This window comes from Paenibacillus sp. FSL R10-2748, from assembly GCF_038005565.1.
Classification (GTDB): domain Bacteria; phylum Bacillota; class Bacilli; order Paenibacillales; family Paenibacillaceae; genus Paenibacillus; species Paenibacillus polymyxa_B.
In genome coordinates this window covers 382,308-401,354 of record NZ_JBBOTK010000003.1, presented here as the reverse complement: position 1 = coordinate 401,354, position 19,047 = coordinate 382,308, and the positions used below count along the sequence as shown (strand labels likewise).

Sequence of the window (19,047 nt, the reverse complement as noted above, 5' to 3'; positions counted from 1 at the left end):
TGGATTAGTTATTGCGTCTTAATCTTTTCTCCAGTCATTTTGATGTTACCATCCATTTCTACCAAACTCGTTTTACATTTTAAGCCGATGGCATCCTTCGCGGTGACCTGTATTGTGTTACCCGCATTGAACACCAGGTTCCCGTCAGCTTTTACACGGATATCCTTTTTGCTTCGCAGTTCAATTCCATGGTCATCCAGCAGTCGAATCACCACTTCATCGTCGTTCCCCGTGATTAAAATTTCATTTTTCTCAAAAATAATAGCTTTGCGGTACTTGGTCATAAAGATTTTCGTCGACGGGTCCTTAATAAAGTCACCGCCCTTGGATCTCTTTCGGATCGAGTGAGTTACAATGGCGTCTTTTTCTTTAGAGGTCGGAAAGTAGATATCTACAAAGTCAAACAACTCTGGCATGCAGTACCATCCCGTATTCCCTTCCGATGTATAAAATGTAGCCGTTGGAAAAGCGAAGGTTTCCTTGACGTTAGGCTTGACCTTATCCATTTCATAAAAGAAAACCTTTACATGATCCTGCTCGATTCCAATGACCTTGGACTTCAATGATATGCCACGAATGCTCTCATTTAAAATCAAATCCTGTTTCATTCCATCCGATGTAGTCAGCACATATTCATGCCACAAGACACTATGCCGTATAAACGCAACAGATTGCAGGACATATAAGGTTTTTCCTTTGAATTTGACCTCTGCGCCAATATGCAGCAGAACATCTTTGGCCCCTGTCGTTTGTACTTTGTAATACAAAAGATTGTCGTCCTTGCTGGCCCCTGGCTTGGTTTTTCTGGTCATCGAGTAGTTATACTGTTTTAGCTCACCTTGATTGACACCATCCGGTAATCCAAAATAAAACTGAGGTTTGTCTCCAATCGGATCAGGTATCAGTCCCCAACCAAGCCGAGACGCTATACGTTTTAGAAATGACCAGTCCGTTTCGTCGAATTGCATCGTAAATTCCTGTAAAAGCTGATCTTTTAAGCGGCTCGTACAATTGGCTTTGGGATATGATTTAAGTACATGTTCAAGTAATGCCTGCACCTTCATCTTCACATTTTGAAAAGATTGTCTATGAAGCACTTCATCCAGCTGGCTTGTATAGGAGAGGGCTTCGACGACCAAATAGGCTACATTGGACACCAACTTGATTCTGAACTGCATGACTAATCCCCTAAATAATACAATCTGCTTTTGATCATCATTCACATAAGAAACGACTAACTTAGCCCCTGCCTCCATATGATCTGTGTACTCTTCCATTTGGGCACCCGTTAACACACCTGTCAAAAAGACTTTCACATGCTCATTCATTTTCTGTACAACTTTAACTTTCGGATTTTTAAGAGATAAAACCGTTCCGTTATACTTTATGATTGGATATCCCATGTCTCTGCCCCTTTTTGTCGGTTAGTTTACAATTATCCGTTGTTTGCTTACGTACTGAATGACATCTTTAACAGTTTGATTATGCTCCTGATCGTTGAGAGCCTGATCCAATGCAGGGAGCGTGGTAAAGGTTTTATTTTTTTTCTGAAAATATATCTCGGCCATAGGGAATTCATCAACTCTACCAGGTCCATGAATCCCATTATCAACATTGGCAATGACGACAACATCCTTCAATCCATCCTTATTTACATCCTTGAAGGCCACCGCTTCTACGCCTCCAAATCGCGCTACCCACTCATGGTTCCCGTAGAACTCTGGGAATGAGTATAAAATATGTCCTTGATCATCTAATAGAAAGAAAAAGAATTTACGAAGACCTTCCGGATATCCATATGTGGATACAAATCTTACTTTCCCAAAGCCTTCAAGAGTAGTTTGAAAAGACTGTGACTCTTCAACTTCATACTGGTCGGTATCCAATTTTTCACCGCCAACTGTGGAAACAGACTGATCCTCAACAGAACTTAGCTCACTCCATAGTTCCTCATTCTGCCTGATATTCTCTGGAATTTGTGCAAAACGAATTTCATACTCCGCATGGTCCCCTACCACATGTGCCATAGGTACACTCACCCCCAATGAATCATTTGTGAAATAACTAAACGATTCCATTTCTACTTCCGCAAGCGAACCTTTGGTTACATCCGCATTTGTTAACAGTTTAATCAAATCATCTTTTGTGAAATCACCAATTAACCCTTGTTGCTCCGGCTGAACAGCTGTAATCTTCCCGCTTTTTATAAGCTCAATAAAAGGTTTCTCGATCTTTACCAAATCCCTCAATCTTATTCTTGAAACCTGCTTCATATCCAGGTTCGTCGTATAAAACATATGAGTAGGATAGGCTGCGTCCTTCACATAATGAATACCCGTATATTGAACACTCAAGAATCGTTCACTTTGTCGTTTGATCTCATAATCAATTTCGACATGGACTCCAGAATTGGAATCCGCATAGTCTTGTAATCCTTCTAAAGCTTCGGTCTTAAGAATTTGGTTTAAATATTTTTGCTTTGCAATATCCTTGAGTTTTGAAATTTGAGGGTATCTAATCACGATCCCATTTTCTGAATATTTCTCTTGAATGAATTCATAGCTTTGCGGTTCACTATGAGTATTCGAGGCGATGCTATATTCGGAATCAATACGGACTTCTCCACTTTTGGAGAACTCAATGATAAGGTTCTGTTCAGAATCATCACTGTTTATGAAGAAGCCATCGCCGTGGTCTAAAACTCCGATACTCATGCTATCATGTTGTCGACTCTCTAAAATAATAGGCTCATTCATATCCCTGTTCAGTTCCCACGCATCAGGGAGCTCCATCTTACCTACATTTATGATTTTCTCCGTCCACTTTTGTCCAGACAACTCCCACAAATCCACAAATATAGGGTCTGGGTGATATATGGAGACATCCCCCCCTAACCACAACTGTATTCCGTGCTCTGAATCTCGAACCACAAAATCTGTAGTCAATTCTGGCCCGCCATCCTCAATTATCTGGGCGTGTACAAGTTGCCTCGAACTCCACCACTGAATAAATGTGTATTTATCTCCGATCGTACCTGTCACCGTTTTAGGTGCTCTATAATTCATAACCCTAACGTTTAGCCGTCCACTTTTTAACTGAAACGATTTTGTTAAGATAGTGAGATTGTTATCGAACTTTTCTACTAATTCTCCATCCTTCATCTCTACACTTTTTGGCTCGTTTAACAACAAATTAAATTCCTGTGTGAACTCCTCAAGCTTGTTTTGTCTGACATCATAATCCATATTCTCATTGTTGACTATATGAAGTTTTTTCACTAACGTGTCCAGCTTTTTCGAATAGGAAATCGTTTTAGCCTCATTCGGGAGAGAAAGCGTATGATTTTTTTCTGCTGTTGGAGAATCCTGTCCCTTCGTACATCCGTTCATTACTAAACAGGAAATTAGTAGTAACAGCGCGCAACAGATTCGCCCATGCTTCAAGTAACTCATGCTAGATATCACGCTTTCTACAATTTATCGTTCATCTCTATACTCATAATCTTCCACTTGCCTGACTGCTTTTCTAACGTAAACGTAATTTCCTTTTTCGCTCTTTCTTCTAATGAATTATCTTTTACCAAAAATATTTTTCGGTTATCATCGCTACTAACCTCATTAATACTCAGTTCCAACACCGGGTAAGATAAATATGCTAAACCGGAAAAATCGACAGCATCCTCAAAATCATATGTTTGCCTTGCTGAAGGATCGGTGAGCTGGTCCATTTCAGGAAAAGGTAAATCAAACCACTTCATAAGATAATCAACTTCCAAGTAGTTCAATATCACAGCCTTAGGATCGCTTGGATATACAAACTTTTTACTTTTATTTTTATACAAAATCTCCTTTTTTTCAGGTCCTGTTCCATCATATTTTTGATAGACCACGATGGTATGCTCCTGAGTGTCGCTAAACTCGTAATAATCGACACTTTCAAAGACACCGTCATGATCGGTATCTTTCAACGTTCGAATTCCTTGTCCAGTAGCATTAGGAAAATCAGAATTTATACTCTTGATATGATTATTTTCCAAGGCATATATAGAGAATCCCTCTGAATAAGCCCCTCCGTCGCCTATAGAGTATACAACGATAAATTTTTGATCTGTTTGGTCCAGCTTCATGATTTTCACATCTGTATTTATATGCACAACTATAACCGGATCCTCTAGTTTATCAATGATGTGATACCCATCATCCTCCCGGACTACAAATATGTTATAAATCTCCTCTTTTTCTATTCCAAAAGTAAGTACATATTCCAGCTTTCCATCATGGTCCAAATCTTCTTTTAATATTTTTTGAAGCTGCTCATTTGGGGGTTGGATTTTCTTTATAAACTGATCTAATGTGTTAGAATCTATGGCGTAATTTTCATTTCTTTTATTAATCGGATTCACAATATTGCTATTCCGATCTTGTTTTTGAGCAGCAGACTCTGGTTCAGTCACAGCTTTTTTCTCTATCATTTGAGTGCTAGGTTTGATGGGATCAACTGCTTGCTGCTTCTCATTCGTAGGTTGTTCAGAACATCCATTCAATAGCAGACTAAATAACAATATTAAAAATAGTATTTTATTTTATTTTGTTTTGTTTTATAAAGTTGATTTCAAAAAACTCCCTTTTCACGTTGTTCATTGAACGTTTATACGTTGTTTACTTACATATTGAATGACATTTTGAAGTGTTCGATTGTGGCCTGTTTGATTGATATTCTTATCCAATTCAGATAGGGTAGTGTACGTATTGTCCTTTTTCTGAAAGAAAATCCACGCGATAGGGCGCGTTTCTATTCCGTGCGCATTTACCCCTGTGATATAATCCGCAATTATGACAATGTCCGTACGCCCGTCATGATTTAAATCCTTAAAGCTTACTGCTTTAATCCTGTCAATCATCCTACCGTTGTTACCATAAAATTCGGGGAATTCGTATAGTATCTTATTTTCCACATATTTGTCACTGTTAACTTCCAAAAAAAACTTTGCGTGTATCAGATCATTTGTTTCCTCATCTTTCAATGTGGATATAAACTTTACTTCCCCCCATCCATTAAGAGTGGTGGTAAACGATTGTCCTTTTTGGATAGTATATGGTTCCAGATCAGGATCGGGCTGAGCATCTTCTTCTACATAATCAGCACTACGTTGCTGCTCCACGGATTTCTCCATGTTATATTCGATAAAAATATTATCTACTTTCTCTGTTTTAGTATCCCAATAAATATTCAAATGTAGGCCATTTTTGGAGTAAACCAGACTTCTATTTGTTATGATACTTGGTTGACCGTAAAGTTGTAGCACTTTACCAAGGGTATCACCAATCTTCAATCCTCTTTTGGTTTTAAACTTGGGATTTTCCAAGCTCACGGCTACTAGATAACTTTCACCATCAACTAGCTCCTCCCCTTCAAGTTCAATTTTAGATAAGACTACAAAATCAATTTCTGGATCTTCATAGTTAGGATAAGACAAGCTCCATCTTCTATATGTTCCATTCCCACTAACATATCCCCTGTTGTTTGCTTCAAATCCCTCACTGTAACCCCACTTATGGATAAGTTCTTTAATATCCGTATTCTTATCAATTTTGTGTGATCGATATGAAATTTCAAAGTCCTCTTCCTGAAGGGATTTAGGATCGCTTGGTATATTTAAGTTGATTCTTTCAGTTTGTGCACTCTGCTTCTCCCTAACTTTCTCTTGCTGAAGAAGAGGTGCTTTACTGCATGCATCCGTTCCAAAAATAACCAGAAGTATAATAAAAAAGGCACTACTTCGTTTGTACATCTCTTTTTTCCTCGCAAGTAGCTAATTATTATGCTGTCAACTTAACTACTTTTTCCTTGATGATTATTAGAAAAATCAAAACCCTATCAATTGGGTACTTGATTTGTATTTAATAATGCATATCAATACCCATTTATCTTATTTATCAAATACCAAATTAAACCTAATCAATCTTGATTTAGTTGGCCTCTTCATATTGGAATATTCATAAGTAATAACATATATCCCACCTGAATCTACTATGAAATTATTAAAATAACTATAGTTATAATTATCCTTGGCACTAAATACTTGTAGCCTAAACGATTTTGCTACTTGGGTTTCGGGGTCCAGAATCCAAATATCCTGATTGGACAGCAATAGAATTCTACCCTCCTTTATTCCTAATCCTTTTATAGAGCCTTTACCTTGAAACGTATATTCACATGTGATTTCTCCATCTTTTAAACTAAAAATAAATACCTTATCATTAGTGCTTAAGATTAGCTCATCATGTTTAATAGCCAAATAGGGCCAAAGTATATAATCACTATGTGGTATATCTATTTTTTTATGCCAAATGGCCTTCATAGTAGCAGGGTTTATTAATACAATGTCTCCTTCATCTGTTAAACTCAGCAATTGACTTTTATAAACCACTAAACTGTTCTCTAGTCCGGATGTTATATCTAAACTCCCTGAAATTTCCTTGGAGCGGATATTAACTTTGTGAATTTTAGAATCATTAATATAAAGTAAATCATTCCCTATGAGAACAGGAGAACTAAATGCAGAAATCGGCCCCCCATATGGACCGGTATATCTCCATCTCAAATGACCACTATCAATATCAATTCCATATATCTTACTTTCATCTGTAATTATATAAACTAACCCATCTCTGATTGTTGGACCTAATATATTAGAATCATCCGGAATTGTAAATCTCCACTTTACCTGTCCACTTTTTCGATCCAGAGCAACCACTTGTTCACCTTCAATAAAGATTAATACTTTATGATCAACATACATATCTTTATCAGCATAATACTTGGATTGCCACTTTATTTTCCCTGTTGCTTTATCTATTGAAGTGATTGGAGTGGATGTATATACTTCATTACCTTCTTGAACCATAGGGAAATCGGAGTGAATACACCCTTGTTCCCATTTCTTGGTTAATATATTATTAATGCCCTTCTCCGATCTATTACCTAGTCTGCCTTGAAAGGAAGAAATATTATAAGTAGCATAGGCACGGTTATGTTTAGATTCTATCTGTCCATATGTTGGAGTTAATCCTATAGGAATTCCCGTAAGTGTGCATACCAATAGTACGAAATAGATAAATATCTTTTTTTTGTTCCCCATATTTTAAATTCCTTTATCAATTGATATACTCATCGAAACCAAGTTTAATAATGAATAGATTCATCTGTTAACTTTGCATTTGAGAAATTACTTTTGTGGACTACTCCCTTGCCCTCTATAATTGCAACCTTTCTGGACCAAGAATCCCATGAAAACCCCCCTATTTTTTGAAGTGCTGCAGCTGCACCAGCCAGATATGCTTTTTTTAGCACAGGATCCTTTGTTTTAGAGAGCCTATTCAACAAATCTTTCACCACTTCTTTATCTTTTGGATCCCTACCTTTAAAATGCTCATCATGAATATCAATAAGCCAGTTTTTCCCGCCACTCATCACTTCATCAACTAATTTCTTTTTAGTTGATCCATTGTTCACTGAAATATCCAGAGAAAGCACATAACCTCTAACTGTTTTCATCCCAATAAACTCCATAATTCTTAGAGCTTCTTTGTGATATCCCTTTACTTTTGGGGATTCTGTGTATTTCAACTGAAAATTATCGCTCTTTACTAACTTTCTAAATGCCGAGTTCCACGGCTCATAAAGACTTTTTTTCTTAGGAGGCTTACTTATCGAGTTTCCCCAACTTACTCTTCTCTTTTGATCAGCTTTAACCATCTCTCTCATGATAGCGGATGCTTTTCTTCCATTGCTACTAAAATTAAAGATTGAGTTAAATTCATCCTTCGTATCAGCACTATTAGCATAGTCATTCAGGACTTCATGTAGGTTATTTTTAAGGTTTAATTGCATCCAACCCAGAGATAAACCAGCTCCATCATAATTGCCTGCTATAGCGTAGGCTCCCCCTTCAAATGTGCCAACAACTTCTTGACCAACTAATTCAGCATATTTAAGTGTATTGTGGCTGGTGTTATGAACCTCCTTTTTATGCAACTTATCAGGCACTTTATCCCCTATATATGGATTTTTTTCTGATTCTTTATCTTCCACACCAGAAACAAACTTTCCTTCAATTTTCCCACGTATGGCTCGTCCCGCTTCCTCAGCAGCCAGCTTTTGCTTGATATTCCCGCTTGCTTCAGCGGTCATCCAGCGAACGGTTTCTTTTTGCATTTGCTCTTGGGCCCACTTCGGCATCGTCGCCATTTCGCGGAGCTTGCTTCGAAGTCCCTCTGCCAGCTTTTGCGCTTTCCGCATGCCGACCTCGTCGCCATTTGCTTGAGCGATATACCAATCTTCTTTGTATTTACGCATCCAGGTCTGGGCCCAATCAGGATAATTCAGTTTTTGTTTCTTTTGTTCTGCCGCCAGATCAAAAGCCTTTGCTTTCCTGTGTGCATTAGCAGTTGTTAAGGCCTTCAACATAGGTGTTGCACCAAACGTTGGCTCTTTCCACTTCATAGGCTATCTCCTTTTTTAAGAATGCTTAGAAGAATCGTATCTCCGACATACAGGTATCGTGATATTTGGTTCCTCGCTCTACGGCCTCAAGCGTTATTTTCACAAATGAGGTATGAACGGCACCATCATGGTCTGCCCATTCGAGAACTCCAGTTTCATTCGTTTAACTCTATTATTTAATTGTAGATAACTGGATGAAAATAAAAAAATTATGACTAATAACACAATTTTAATTATTAGCACCGCAATTTTTTTGTTTCCTATAACTAATCACAATAACTTCAGCTCACCTATACAAGTATTTGGGAAGTCCACGCCTTTTTTCACTTCCAGGATGGTAATCTTAACGAAAGATGTTCGTATAGGTTCATCGAACTTGAAACGTGTGTCATTGTTCTCAAGCACTAATGATTGTCCATCCGAGAAATCAAGTTTCATTCTTTGGATTGTATTCATGTCTAAATACTTATTGTTAACCCACATAATGCCATCGACCATCTCTATACCTCTGACCTCTTGAGTTGAACCCAAATCTACAGTTACCGTTTCTCCTACTCCGCCTGTCTTAGATCCTTCACACCAAGGGGTTAAATTATTATCGTCCGTTAAATTGCTCACACTAAAAGAACGATTCCCCTGATTAGGCAGTGTAGAAGAGGACGTAATTTTTTTCACTTCGACTTTATTGCTATACTTCATATATTTGGTTTTTGTATTGATCCACTGTATTGGTACTACCCAAGTACCTTCTCCGTTTACAATGGACGAGACATCTTCTTTTTTCCCACTGGCTATATCGATCATGAACATTTTTACAACCTCATCGTCTGCCAATACTAGTTTTTTTTGATCTGGAGATAGAATAAAGTCACCTTCATTTTTAGTTATAAACTGTACTTTTCCAGTGGGTATATCTAATGAATAAATATCGGTTATAAAAGAATCATCTTTTTTATAAGTAGTAAAAATAAGTTGGTTCCCCTGACCCCATTGCATAATACCCGAGACATCAGTTCCTACAAACAGGCGCTTTGTATCACTATTGCCAGACAGATCAAGCATTACGATTCCTGTCTGATCATCTACAAAATAAAACTTGGTGTTATCTGGTGAAAACACTCCCCGCCCATCGGAAATATTACTAACGTCTGCTTTGCCTTTTTCAGTCTTCACTTCTGTAGTTCGCTTACTTATTGCATCATATAAATACAAATGCCCGTTCAATACATATAAATATTTACTTAAATCGGAAGAGATTACAGTATATTGAGCAGATGGCAGCAATTTAAACTCTCGTTCTTTTTCTCCCGCATCCAAATTATACACTTCAATAATGAGTGGATCCTCTGATTGCTCCCCATAAACATCTCTTATAATCGCCATACGACTACCGTCACTTGTTATTTTCCCGACATATACTTGTGAGCCACGATATTTTATACGTTCCTCCTTAGTTTCCATGGTGTCAATTAGGTCGTCGATACGAATATTAGCTTCTCCAGTAGGATCATCTAAATTGGTTAAGAATTGAACTCGATCTTCTACGCCTTCTTGACCATTCAAAAGCCAACTTGCTTTTTTTTGAGTTGCCTTTACATCATCCTGATCTGCCTTAACTTCATTACGTGATGGTATATCGGAAGACTGCGAAGATATAACATTGTCCCCACCTGTGCTTGCTCTACATGCAGATATCGACATTAAAAAAACAATAATGACAGTTGCTTTTATAAGACGCATGAGCTCTCCTCTCCGTTACACTCTCAACAAAGCCTTCTGCTACCAAGTCCAAAACCTTTGCTTTCCTATGTGCATTAGCAGTTGTTAAAGCTTTCAACATAGGTGTTGCACCAAACGCTGGTTCTTTCCACTTCATATGCCTTCTCCTTTGTTAAGAATGCTAAAAGAATCGTATCTCCGACATGCAGGCATCGTGATATTTGCTTCCTCGCTCTACGGCCTCTATCGTTATTTTCACGAATGAGGTATGAATGGGGTTATCAAGAAAATGGTTTCTTATAAAATCATTATCTATCATCATGGTCTGCCCGTTTGAAAACTCCAGTTTCATTCGTTTAACTCTATTATTTGCTTGGAAAGCTTTGGATGACTTAGCTAAACCATTAATAAGCTCAAACCCCTTCAGTTCTTGCATAGTGCCAAAATCAATTTTGATCCACTCCCCGATCCCGTCCCCCTTAACTCCTTCACACCAGGCTGTGCTCGCATCTCCATCCATGATGTTACGGGCAACATAGGAGTTCCCCGCCTGATCTGGAAGTGTAGATGAAGCAACAATTCTCTGTGCCGGAATGCTTTTCCGATATTTCATCAAATCCGTTGTAGTTTGTATCCATTGTGTAGGAACGGTGGGAAATCCTATCCGATGCATGATATCAGAGTATTTTATACGCACGCCTGTTTGCACATCGCGTTGTTCCACTTCTCCCGACGAGTTCAAATAAGCGGTCATGCGGCTATCCAAGGTTAAAACAGGAGCTTCCGAGGCCTTTGCCAACAACATCCTCTGCTCATTCTTTAAATCCAACATAAATGTCTGATTAGTATTGCTGTTGGTATAGACCAGTCGGTCGTTCTTAAGCCATTCTTTAACCTGTATATTCTCTTGCCCCATGCTGATTCGTTTAATTTCTTTATTATTCAGTAGATCAAAAATGATTAAGTTATTATAACCATCCTGTATACAGAGCTTCTTGCTATCTGGAGAAAAGTGATCAAAAAGAGCAGAATTATCTGTGCCTTTATAGCTTAAAACATTGAGCTTTTTAGTAAGTCGTTCCCGAATACTATATTGATAAAAGTCCCCATTCTTTGTATAAATACATCTACTTAAATCAGGGGATACCACAGCATAGTAACTATTTGGTATATTGAACTGATATATTTCCTTAGACGTGGATAAATCATAGATTAGGAAGGTACTATAATCCAAATAGTTTGTTTCTCTGTATAAAACTATGGCTTTGCCATCATCAGAGATTCGATGTATTTCCAGCTCACCTCTAGGAAAACTCTCCTTATTGTTTACATATAACTCATCTACAATGTCATCTAAAACAATATAGGTATTTCCTGTGGAGTCATCCATATTCGCCAAATAGTCTAAAGACTCACTATCTTTTTCTCCTTGAAACCACATCCAATTTGTTTGTTTATTATTCTGTATTGGTTTTACTACCTGATCTGTATTACTTTTGTTATATTCGCTCTGTGCTGCACTATCATTATGTTGAACACAACCATATAAAATTGAAAACGCCAAACAACATATTATTGTTGTTTTTCTCACCCAAAATTCTACCTCCTCATACTTCTATTCATTTCATTGCTTCTACTACTTCTCTCTGTCTTTTCGATCAATTATGGCCAGCCCATGAATTGACGTATTGGGTTTTTCCGTCAAAGATTTTTTCACCACTCCTAGCACGATAAGAAATCGTGTAAACTCGTCTTTATGGATCGTAATACAACCAGTTGAATTTTTACTAGGTAACCGAACTCCGTCGACACACTTGTGAATGTTGATACCAGTTGCATTATGAGGCTTCTTGTTTTTACCTTTCGTTGAAGGCACCACTCCCCCATTTCTAACACGTAACGCTGGATATCTTTTTTTTATGTTATTAATTTTGTGCCATCCACCTACAAATTCATATACCCCCTCATTTACTGTGGCATCTACATTTTCATAATCAGGAAGCGTACTAGCGTTTTTACTTGTGTACTTAATCTCGCCGTCTATTACCACAATAGCCATTGCTCCATAGCGACCTTCTGGATGACAAGGTTGTTGGTGACTATAAGAACCATCTCCTTCAAAGAAAAATACAAGCGGTGCCTTACGATTGGCAGACAGCTTCTTTTGAATGATACTATTATTTGTATAATCGTTTACTCTGTACAGTGCTTGGGCCTGAGTGCCTTTTATACCCTTACTACTTATATAGCTTTCAATCTTTTTCACCGCCACTAATCCATCTTTATAATCCTTAGGATCTAATGGCTTCGTTTCCTCCTTCGACGGTTTATCAGGAGTAGTCGGCGGCTTCTTGCCCGGTTCCGTTTTCGTTGTTGTCGTTGCTGGAATTGTTGGCGTTGCAGCCTTGCTAACCTTAGGCCATGGAAGGATACCATTGGCTACTTGATGCAGGTACACTGCGAGCACATCACGGCCATAGCCCTTATTGTCCAAGCCGTATTTTTTCGCAAAATCTTGCAATGCAGCGTTAAGCGTCTGATCCCAATCGCCTGTAGCTGGAAGCTTGTACGAGAAGCTGTCTGGATACTTCTTGGCAAGCTTGTTCAAATTCTCCCTGGCAAGCTGGCTGTTCACGCCATACTTACTCCGCAGGGCAGCTGCTTCCTTGGCTAGAGCCTTTTGATCGGCGATGGTCAGCTTATGGGCCGCATCTGCGTATTGTCCGGACAGCTCCTCCAGCCGATTCGCATCTAGATAGGATTTGGCTGAATGACCACGAATCAGCTCGTTGATTAGCACGTTGTCACGCAGTTGGTTCGCGAGAAGATGCATCTGCTTTTGCTTGGCTTTGTCGTTGGCTCCATGCGCTTCCCACCACTGGGACGTGTATTCATGCATTTGCGCTCTGGCCCAGGCAGGCATACGATCTATTTCTGCCACCTGCTGACGCAATTGCTTGGCCTTGGCCGCTGCTTCCTTGGCCCCCTTTTTGTCCCCGGCTGCCACGGCCTTGTAGTAGTCCGTTTTATATTGAAGCAGCAAGTCCTGTACCCATTGCGGATATCCCTTCCCTTTCAATTCTTGAACTAGGGATTTATAGGCTTTCAGCTCTGCATCAGGCACCTGATTTTTCATGAGCTTACTAGCCTTGATATGAAGCGTTCCATCGGTTCGGATATAGCTGGTTTTGCACGTCAGAGTTATTTCGCGAGTAGCGGTCATCTGTACCTTTTTGCCATGCAGCACCAAGTCTGTATCAGCGTGAAAGGTAAGATCGTGATGACTATACACGTGAATACCGGAAGCAGGATTTAAGCGTACAAGTATCTTTTCTTTTTGGGTGGAAAGTGCCACTTCTTTGTCGTCGAATCTCGCCACTTTTTGAGTTTTGGTATGAAACAGCTTTCTTGACGGCTTGCTGATTTCATCTTCTTTGTAGTCTCTCTTACGCAGGGATTGAACTACACGAGCTTCCTTTTCTTTGTTAGATGGAAAATACAAATGAACATGGTCCCCTAGCTCGGGCATGCAATGCCAACCGATTCCATCACTGGTATACATGGTGGGGTAAGAAAACCAGCACCCCTCAACTTTGGACTGCACATAGTCCACGGACAAGTGCAGTTTAACGGATTCGTTTTCACCATCTAACTCTATGACTTTCCCTTCAATAGAGGTACCTTTGATTAACGGGTTATGTATAACCTCCCTCGGAATACCTGCTTCCGGAACGAGAACGTAGCCATATGTCATGATGCCTTGCTTCATCTCTGCATGAATCTGATTAATAACCCAATGCTTTCGTTGAAACACGACGACATCTCCAAGTTCAAAACGCTTCGTATCCTCCACTTCAGCATATGTATATTCTGGACCTGACTTTGTTTTTTGGAGGGAAAAGTTAATGCTACGCAGTTCACCTTTCACCTGTTCTTTTGAGGTACCTAACCATAATCTCGGGAATACGGATGTAATCTCGGCAATGAGTCCAGTTTGCTGATGAGAGGCCATTCTTTTTAGAAACTCCCAATCACTCTCCCCATACTGGATAGTAAAGCCGCCCAGCTTTTGATCGCTGTCCGTCAGGTCAATAAAATCCCCGTGTGGATAGGCATCTATAAGTTCGCGGAACAGTTGATAATACGTCAAGTTGCTATTTTGAAACGAACGATTTTTCCGTTGTTGATCCATCAGATATGTAAAAGAGGCAGCCTCTATGTACATGTGATATACGCCATTTTTGAATGCAATTCTAATATTGGTGACAATTCCTTTAAAGATGCTAACTGTCCCTCGCTCTTTATCCGTCTCATATACCTCTAGCACATCTTCATCGTAAGCTAATCCATCATACTTTGCATGATCCTCATCCGGTATGAGAGCAGTGATGTACACCTTGCCGTGCTCATTTATCTTCTGTGTCAATTCAAAATCAAGCAGCCTGATAATTTCATACGGTGCATTCACTCTAATATTTCCATAAGTCAGCATAGTTCCTGCCAGTCCCATCTTACTCCCCCCGTTTGCTTTTCATATGATGCAAATCCTACAATCTGTTAACTATTCCTGCCCGTCTGTGGTGAACGAGATTTTTCCACACCACATGCATAAGTTCGTGGAGCAGCTCATAAGAGCCGGAGATTGATCTACGTATACATCCTTTTTCCCATTCAACCAAGGCATAGAAACGCTCGGTTTGCAGGGCTGCGGAATGATTTTTCCGGAATTTCCTTTGTTAGCAGAAGAGACTGTAGGATTATGCATACTACGGCACATTCCGAAAGAAGGGATATGCGTCTGCGGGTGAAAATCCTGAATATTCCCTTGCAGTTTGTCGCCAATACTAATCCCCCTGTTAGCTGAAACACTAAATCTTCCCGTATGACTTCCATAGCTGCAATGTATCTGTGCCCCATCCACTACATAGCTCTCACTCATTCTTGGACTCTCCTTTGTATAGATGGCCCCTCTGTATCGACCTTTTGTAATTTCAAGCCTGCCAGATTGAACTTCAAAATACATTCAGCCACATCGAGGTCTACAATGATATGATGATTGGCATCCTGAACCCTGAATATTTTATGATTCTCCACTGCATATTCATCTAGAATGATTTTCTTCAGTGTACCGTCCCTATGATATTCACTACATGGTGATAAACACATCAGGCTAGGCGGATTTACCAGCCAATACCTTGTTTGCTGCATTCGCTGCATATCGGCAAAAACAACCAACTTCCAGCTTAATCCGGCCTGATATATATCAAATATTTCCTTTAGTTGTTCAGAAACGATGGATACCGGATGCTCTATAAAATCAATATAGTCCGAATCACCTGATACATAAAATTGTAAAATGGATTCTTCATCAGCACATAATGAGCTTTCTGCCCATTCCAATAACTGCCTGCGATTCGTCTCTACTGGATACATATACTCCGTAATACGATTATCCTGTTGAATCATGTAGTACTCCATAAGCTGTTGAATACACCACCTCACTGATTCCTTTATACTCCCCTATTCTTACTTCCAAATCGTCCTCGCATTTCAACGCCTTGAATTCAGGTAAATGTACAGCTTGCTGAATAGCATCTTTCGCTAATTTCAGAATATATTGATGAAATTCCCCTGTAGCCTGGAGTACAAATCGCTCGACATCAGGCTGAAAAATCTTATTCATATAGGGTTTTCGAAGCTGATTCAATTCATCCTCCACTTCTGCTAAAAAGCGGAATACCCAGCCTGCATCATAGATTCCATAACAAGGTTGAGGATCAAAGAACCAATTTTTATCATAGGCTTCGACGACATAGTTATAGTTGCGATCCATCAGATACGTGCGCCTCATAGAATAAGTAATGTATCCGATCCTTGTCTTGGCCACTTCTCCGGAATGGGCTTGCAGACAGATCGATTGAAAGGATTGAATAAAAGAAAAAATGAGCTCATCTTTTCTTTGTTCATACAAATACGCTGCTTGATGTAATTTCTGGTTCAATACATCTTCCGCATAGGTCTTATGGAAGTGTTCTAGGGCTTCCAGTCTATTCATAATTCCACCTCTGAACCTATTATATAGAATATTTACATGATATTACTGGTCCTATCCTCCTATTTTATTACACAATTTTCATATCATGAGATTACATATGAATTTATGAAAATAGAATGAAAATAATCACATTTTTTCGTGAATATGTAATGATATAAACAAAAACTCTCCAAGAAAGGCTAGCATTAGACCTAAGAAATGAAGGTTTGCGCAAGTGAATAGGTAAATGGAAGTAGAAAGATCGGTTTATAATGAAATAATCATGTATAATTAATGATACGCTCCAAAAACACATTCAGAGGATCGGGAATGGGATACACAAACTGCTAGAGTTTTGGATAACCACCACTTTGCATCAGGATTGGAGATACATGATTACTTCACCTACAGGTTTTTATAATAGTATTCAAGAGGCTACCGCGCATGTCATTGATGTGCTAAGTGGTATTTTATATGTAAACACCATTTTTATTGCCGCTAATGACGGCATTACGAATGTGATTGTAGATTCATTTAACCGGGAAGAGGTGCTCGTTAAGGAAGGGGATGTGCTCCCTTTTGAGCTTAGCTATTGTAGTCTGGTGTTGGACCATCCTGCCGATCACCTCACGATTTCAGAAACAACTATTCACCCGCACACATGTGATTTAGATGTGACTAAAACCATTGGAAACCACTCATTTACAGGAATCCCTATTCGCATGAAAAATGGTCAGGCTTACGGAACCATTTGTATCTTGGACGCGCCATCTGTACATTTGACAGAATCCGAACTGAAGGCCCTTCAGGCTATGGCTGTGTTTCTGGGTTATGTGGTAGAACTGGAGAAAGACAAGATAGATGCTGAAATCTCTTCTATGAGCAAGCTGGATTTGATATCTTCCCTGAGTAATAAAATTCGGTTTTCGCTAACCGAAATATGGGGAGCCACCGATCTCATGCTGACGACGGAGTTAACAGAGGAACAACAGCAATATATGAGCATCATGGAGTCGAGCAGTCGCTCGCTCATGACGTTATTGAGTAATATTTTGGATTACAGCACTATGGAATCCAGGCAGATTGATGATATTGAAGATCCGTTTGATCTGAGAACGATGATGGAAAATGTATTGAGCCTGTATACAGAGGTAGCCGCGCAGCGGAATCTCGAGTTGAAGCTCGACTGGAATCTCACCAGCTCGCCTATTTTTATCGGGGATGAAGCTAAAATTCGCCGTATGCTGATTAATTTGGTAGATAATGCAGTGAAGTTTACAAGCACAGGAGCTGTCACTTTATCTGCAACCACCCAATCCGTGACCGATGCACCTGAGATTGAACTGGAATTAAAGGTGAAGGATACCGGAATCGGTATATCTCCGAATAAATTGAATTTGTTGCTTGAACATGACCGTGGGTACTCTCTCTCATATGGAAATCCAGGCTTGGGTTGGCAGATTACCAAACATCTATTAAAACGAATGAACGGTAAGATGACAGGGAGCAGTGAACCTGGTAGCGGGACGGAGATAACGCTCCAGTTCACCCTGAAAATATACCAGGAGTCTGCCTAAAACAGAGATTAGCTTGTGATGATATGGCATATCCTATAATAGAAGCCCGTGACGCATAACGTCACGGGCTTTATGTTATCGGTACGTGCCACTAGGCAGTATTATCACCCTATGCCGCACGTTTGTGCATAGCCAGACTTAGTAACGTTTGGGAGCAGCCAGCTTGGCCAAATCCGCCATATACGTAAAGAAGGCTTCTGGATCTGTATCATATACCAGATTCACAGGACGTCCACTTGCCTGTTCCACCGTTCTGCCCTGACTTGGGCCTTCTGCGATAACGCTGCAATGCACCGTCTTTTTCTTGACAATGTCCGGGCGTCCTACGGATGCAGTGGTCAGTACATCCCACAAGTAATAGGTTGAGTTCGTTTCGCTATAAACAAGCGGAGGACATCCTGCATAGCAATTGCCCAAGAAATCCACGCCTTCATATCGGCGCTCCGCAGCCCAACGATTGCGTACTGCTGGAGTTAATGGCACTTTGCTTGTGCTTTCCAGCGCTACCAGATCAATCGTAATGCCACTTTGCCACACCCGATATGCCGCTTCCGGGTCCCAGAACACATTCCACTCTGCTGTACCGTCATGCTCCGGCTCCTCCACATTCCCTTTTTCAAAGGTGCCGCCCATCCATACCAGCTTTTCAATCTTTGCTTCAATATCCGGTGCTTCATCCAGCGCTCGCGCCAGATCGGTTAGCGGTCCAGTGAATAGCAACAGCGTCTTACCTTCAGCTCCGCGTACCTTTTCAATCAGGTGCCGATGAGCTGGCAGGGATGAAAGCGGTGCTTCCATACGCCCTGATTCATTCAGTACGGGTAATGCATCCACATAGAAGGAATGTAAACGCCAAGCGGCAGGAAACGGATTTTTACCGCGTGAATTAGACTTTGCGACTTCCACAGGCCCTTTATTTTGTCCAAAACGATCAATAATTTTACGACTGGCATCCGTCGCAGGCTCCAGGTAACCATCTGCTGGAATCACCGATACTCCGGTCAAATGAACCTGCTCCATCTGAAGCAGCATAAACAGGGATACTAGATCATCCACTCCACCATCATGATTAAAATAAACGTTTGTCTGACTCATCTGTCTCTTCCTTCCTTTATCCCCGTAAAACAGGCTTGTTCTTATCGGCAACCATCCTTCATTATGCCTGATCGCTTCACAGGAGTAAATGTGGGATAGTGCGTGAATCAGGGATTT

Annotated in this window: 15 protein-coding genes; 1 reads left to right on the top strand and 14 read right to left on the bottom strand. The window is 40.0% G+C overall.

Annotated features, from left to right (window positions below):
* Positions 1 to 8: 8 nt before the first annotated feature.
* The 13 genes from NSS66_RS11725 to NSS66_RS11665 form a co-directional block, all read right to left on the bottom strand.
* Positions 9 to 1,403 (bottom strand): hypothetical protein, encoded by a 1,395-nt coding sequence (locus NSS66_RS11725; protein WP_028540772.1) that lies wholly within the window; start codon positions 1,401 to 1,403, stop codon positions 9 to 11.
* 21 nt (positions 1,404 to 1,424) lie between these two features.
* Positions 1,425 to 3,452 (bottom strand): DUF4163 domain-containing protein, encoded by a 2,028-nt coding sequence (locus tag NSS66_RS11720; RefSeq protein ID WP_340958987.1) that lies wholly within the window; start codon positions 3,450 to 3,452, stop codon positions 1,425 to 1,427.
* Between the two features lie 17 nt (positions 3,453 to 3,469).
* Positions 3,470 to 4,453, bottom strand: coding sequence for a hypothetical protein (locus NSS66_RS11715; protein ID WP_340958986.1), 984 nt, complete (start codon positions 4,451 to 4,453; stop codon positions 3,470 to 3,472).
* A 183-nt stretch (positions 4,454 to 4,636) separates the two neighbouring features.
* The gene (locus NSS66_RS11710; protein WP_339201099.1) at positions 4,637 to 5,791 is read right to left on the bottom strand and encodes a hypothetical protein; all 1,155 of its coding nucleotides are present in this window, start codon (positions 5,789 to 5,791) and stop codon (positions 4,637 to 4,639) included.
* 138 nt (positions 5,792 to 5,929) lie between these two features.
* Complete coding sequence (locus tag NSS66_RS11705; protein ID WP_340958985.1) at positions 5,930 to 7,141, bottom strand: PQQ-binding-like beta-propeller repeat protein; 1,212 nt, start codon at positions 7,139 to 7,141, stop codon at positions 5,930 to 5,932.
* A 44-nt stretch (positions 7,142 to 7,185) separates the two neighbouring features.
* A complete protein-coding gene (locus NSS66_RS11700; RefSeq protein ID WP_340958984.1) occupies positions 7,186 to 8,505 on the bottom strand; it encodes a hypothetical protein in 1,320 nt (439 codons plus the stop codon).
* 270 nt (positions 8,506 to 8,775) lie between these two features.
* A complete protein-coding gene (locus tag NSS66_RS11695; RefSeq protein WP_340958983.1) occupies positions 8,776 to 10,245 on the bottom strand; it encodes a discoidin domain-containing protein in 1,470 nt (489 codons plus the stop codon).
* Positions 10,187 to 10,381: a hypothetical protein gene (locus NSS66_RS11690; protein ID WP_339202425.1), complete on the bottom strand. Its 195-nt coding sequence runs from the start codon at positions 10,379 to 10,381 to the stop codon at positions 10,187 to 10,189. Before NSS66_RS11690 ends, NSS66_RS11695 begins: the two co-directional genes overlap by 59 nt.
* 24 nt (positions 10,382 to 10,405) lie before the next feature.
* Positions 10,406 to 11,815, bottom strand: a complete 1,410-nt coding sequence (locus NSS66_RS11685; protein ID WP_340958982.1) for a discoidin domain-containing protein — start codon at positions 11,813 to 11,815, stop codon at positions 10,406 to 10,408.
* Between the two features lie 45 nt (positions 11,816 to 11,860).
* Positions 11,861 to 14,734: a contractile injection system protein, VgrG/Pvc8 family gene (locus NSS66_RS11680; RefSeq protein WP_340958981.1), complete on the bottom strand. Its 2,874-nt coding sequence runs from the start codon at positions 14,732 to 14,734 to the stop codon at positions 11,861 to 11,863.
* A 51-nt stretch (positions 14,735 to 14,785) separates the two neighbouring features.
* Positions 14,786 to 15,163: a DUF4280 domain-containing protein gene (locus NSS66_RS11675; protein ID WP_068939027.1), complete on the bottom strand. Its 378-nt coding sequence runs from the start codon at positions 15,161 to 15,163 to the stop codon at positions 14,786 to 14,788.
* Positions 15,160 to 15,690: a hypothetical protein gene (locus tag NSS66_RS11670; protein WP_340958979.1), complete on the bottom strand. Its 531-nt coding sequence runs from the start codon at positions 15,688 to 15,690 to the stop codon at positions 15,160 to 15,162. Before NSS66_RS11670 ends, NSS66_RS11675 begins: the two co-directional genes overlap by 4 nt.
* On the bottom strand, positions 15,674 to 16,279 hold the full coding sequence (locus NSS66_RS11665; RefSeq protein WP_023990847.1) for a hypothetical protein: 606 nt from the start codon (positions 16,277 to 16,279) through the stop codon (positions 15,674 to 15,676). Before NSS66_RS11665 ends, NSS66_RS11670 begins: the two co-directional genes overlap by 17 nt.
* A gap of 371 nt (positions 16,280 to 16,650) precedes the next feature.
* Here NSS66_RS11665 and NSS66_RS11660 point away from each other — a divergent pair, with 371 nt between their 5' ends.
* Entirely contained in the window at positions 16,651 to 17,835 is a 1,185-nt protein-coding gene (locus NSS66_RS11660) for a sensor histidine kinase (protein WP_076156545.1), read from the top strand.
* Positions 17,836 to 17,973: 138 nt separating this feature from the next.
* Here the strand turns inward: NSS66_RS11660 and NSS66_RS11655 are convergent, their stop codons facing one another.
* Entirely contained in the window at positions 17,974 to 18,930 is a 957-nt protein-coding gene (locus tag NSS66_RS11655; RefSeq protein ID WP_340958977.1) for a nucleoside hydrolase, read from the bottom strand.
* Positions 18,931 to 19,047 lie beyond the last annotated feature (117 nt).

Bases quoted from the DNA above. Each gene is read 5' to 3' on its own strand.
- NSS66_RS11725 (WP_028540772.1), bottom strand. From the start codon at position 1,403: ATGGGATATCCAATCATAAAGTATAACGGAACGGTTTTATCTCTTAAA.
- NSS66_RS11720 (WP_340958987.1), bottom strand. From the start codon at position 3,452: ATGAGTTACTTGAAGCATGGGCGAATCTGTTGCGCGCTGTTACTACTA.
- NSS66_RS11710 (WP_339201099.1), bottom strand. From the start codon at position 5,791: ATGTACAAACGAAGTAGTGCCTTTTTTATTATACTTCTGGTTATTTTT.
- NSS66_RS11705 (WP_340958985.1), bottom strand. From the start codon at position 7,141: ATGGGGAACAAAAAAAAGATATTTATCTATTTCGTACTATTGGTATGC.
- NSS66_RS11700 (WP_340958984.1), bottom strand. From the start codon at position 8,505: ATGAAGTGGAAAGAGCCAACGTTTGGTGCAACACCTATGTTGAAGGCC.
- NSS66_RS11695 (WP_340958983.1), bottom strand. From the start codon at position 10,245: ATGCGTCTTATAAAAGCAACTGTCATTATTGTTTTTTTAATGTCGATA.
- NSS66_RS11690 (WP_339202425.1), bottom strand. From the start codon at position 10,381: ATGAAGTGGAAAGAACCAGCGTTTGGTGCAACACCTATGTTGAAAGCT.
- NSS66_RS11680 (WP_340958981.1), bottom strand. From the start codon at position 14,734: ATGGGACTGGCAGGAACTATGCTGACTTATGGAAATATTAGAGTGAAT.
- NSS66_RS11675 (WP_068939027.1), bottom strand. From the start codon at position 15,163: ATGAGTGAGAGCTATGTAGTGGATGGGGCACAGATACATTGCAGCTAT.
- NSS66_RS11670 (WP_340958979.1), bottom strand. From the start codon at position 15,690: ATGATTCAACAGGATAATCGTATTACGGAGTATATGTATCCAGTAGAG.
- NSS66_RS11665 (WP_023990847.1), bottom strand. From the start codon at position 16,279: ATGAATAGACTGGAAGCCCTAGAACACTTCCATAAGACCTATGCGGAA.
- NSS66_RS11660 (WP_076156545.1), top strand. From the start codon at position 16,651: ATGATTACTTCACCTACAGGTTTTTATAATAGTATTCAAGAGGCTACC.
- NSS66_RS11655 (WP_340958977.1), bottom strand. From the start codon at position 18,930: ATGAGTCAGACAAACGTTTATTTTAATCATGATGGTGGAGTGGATGAT.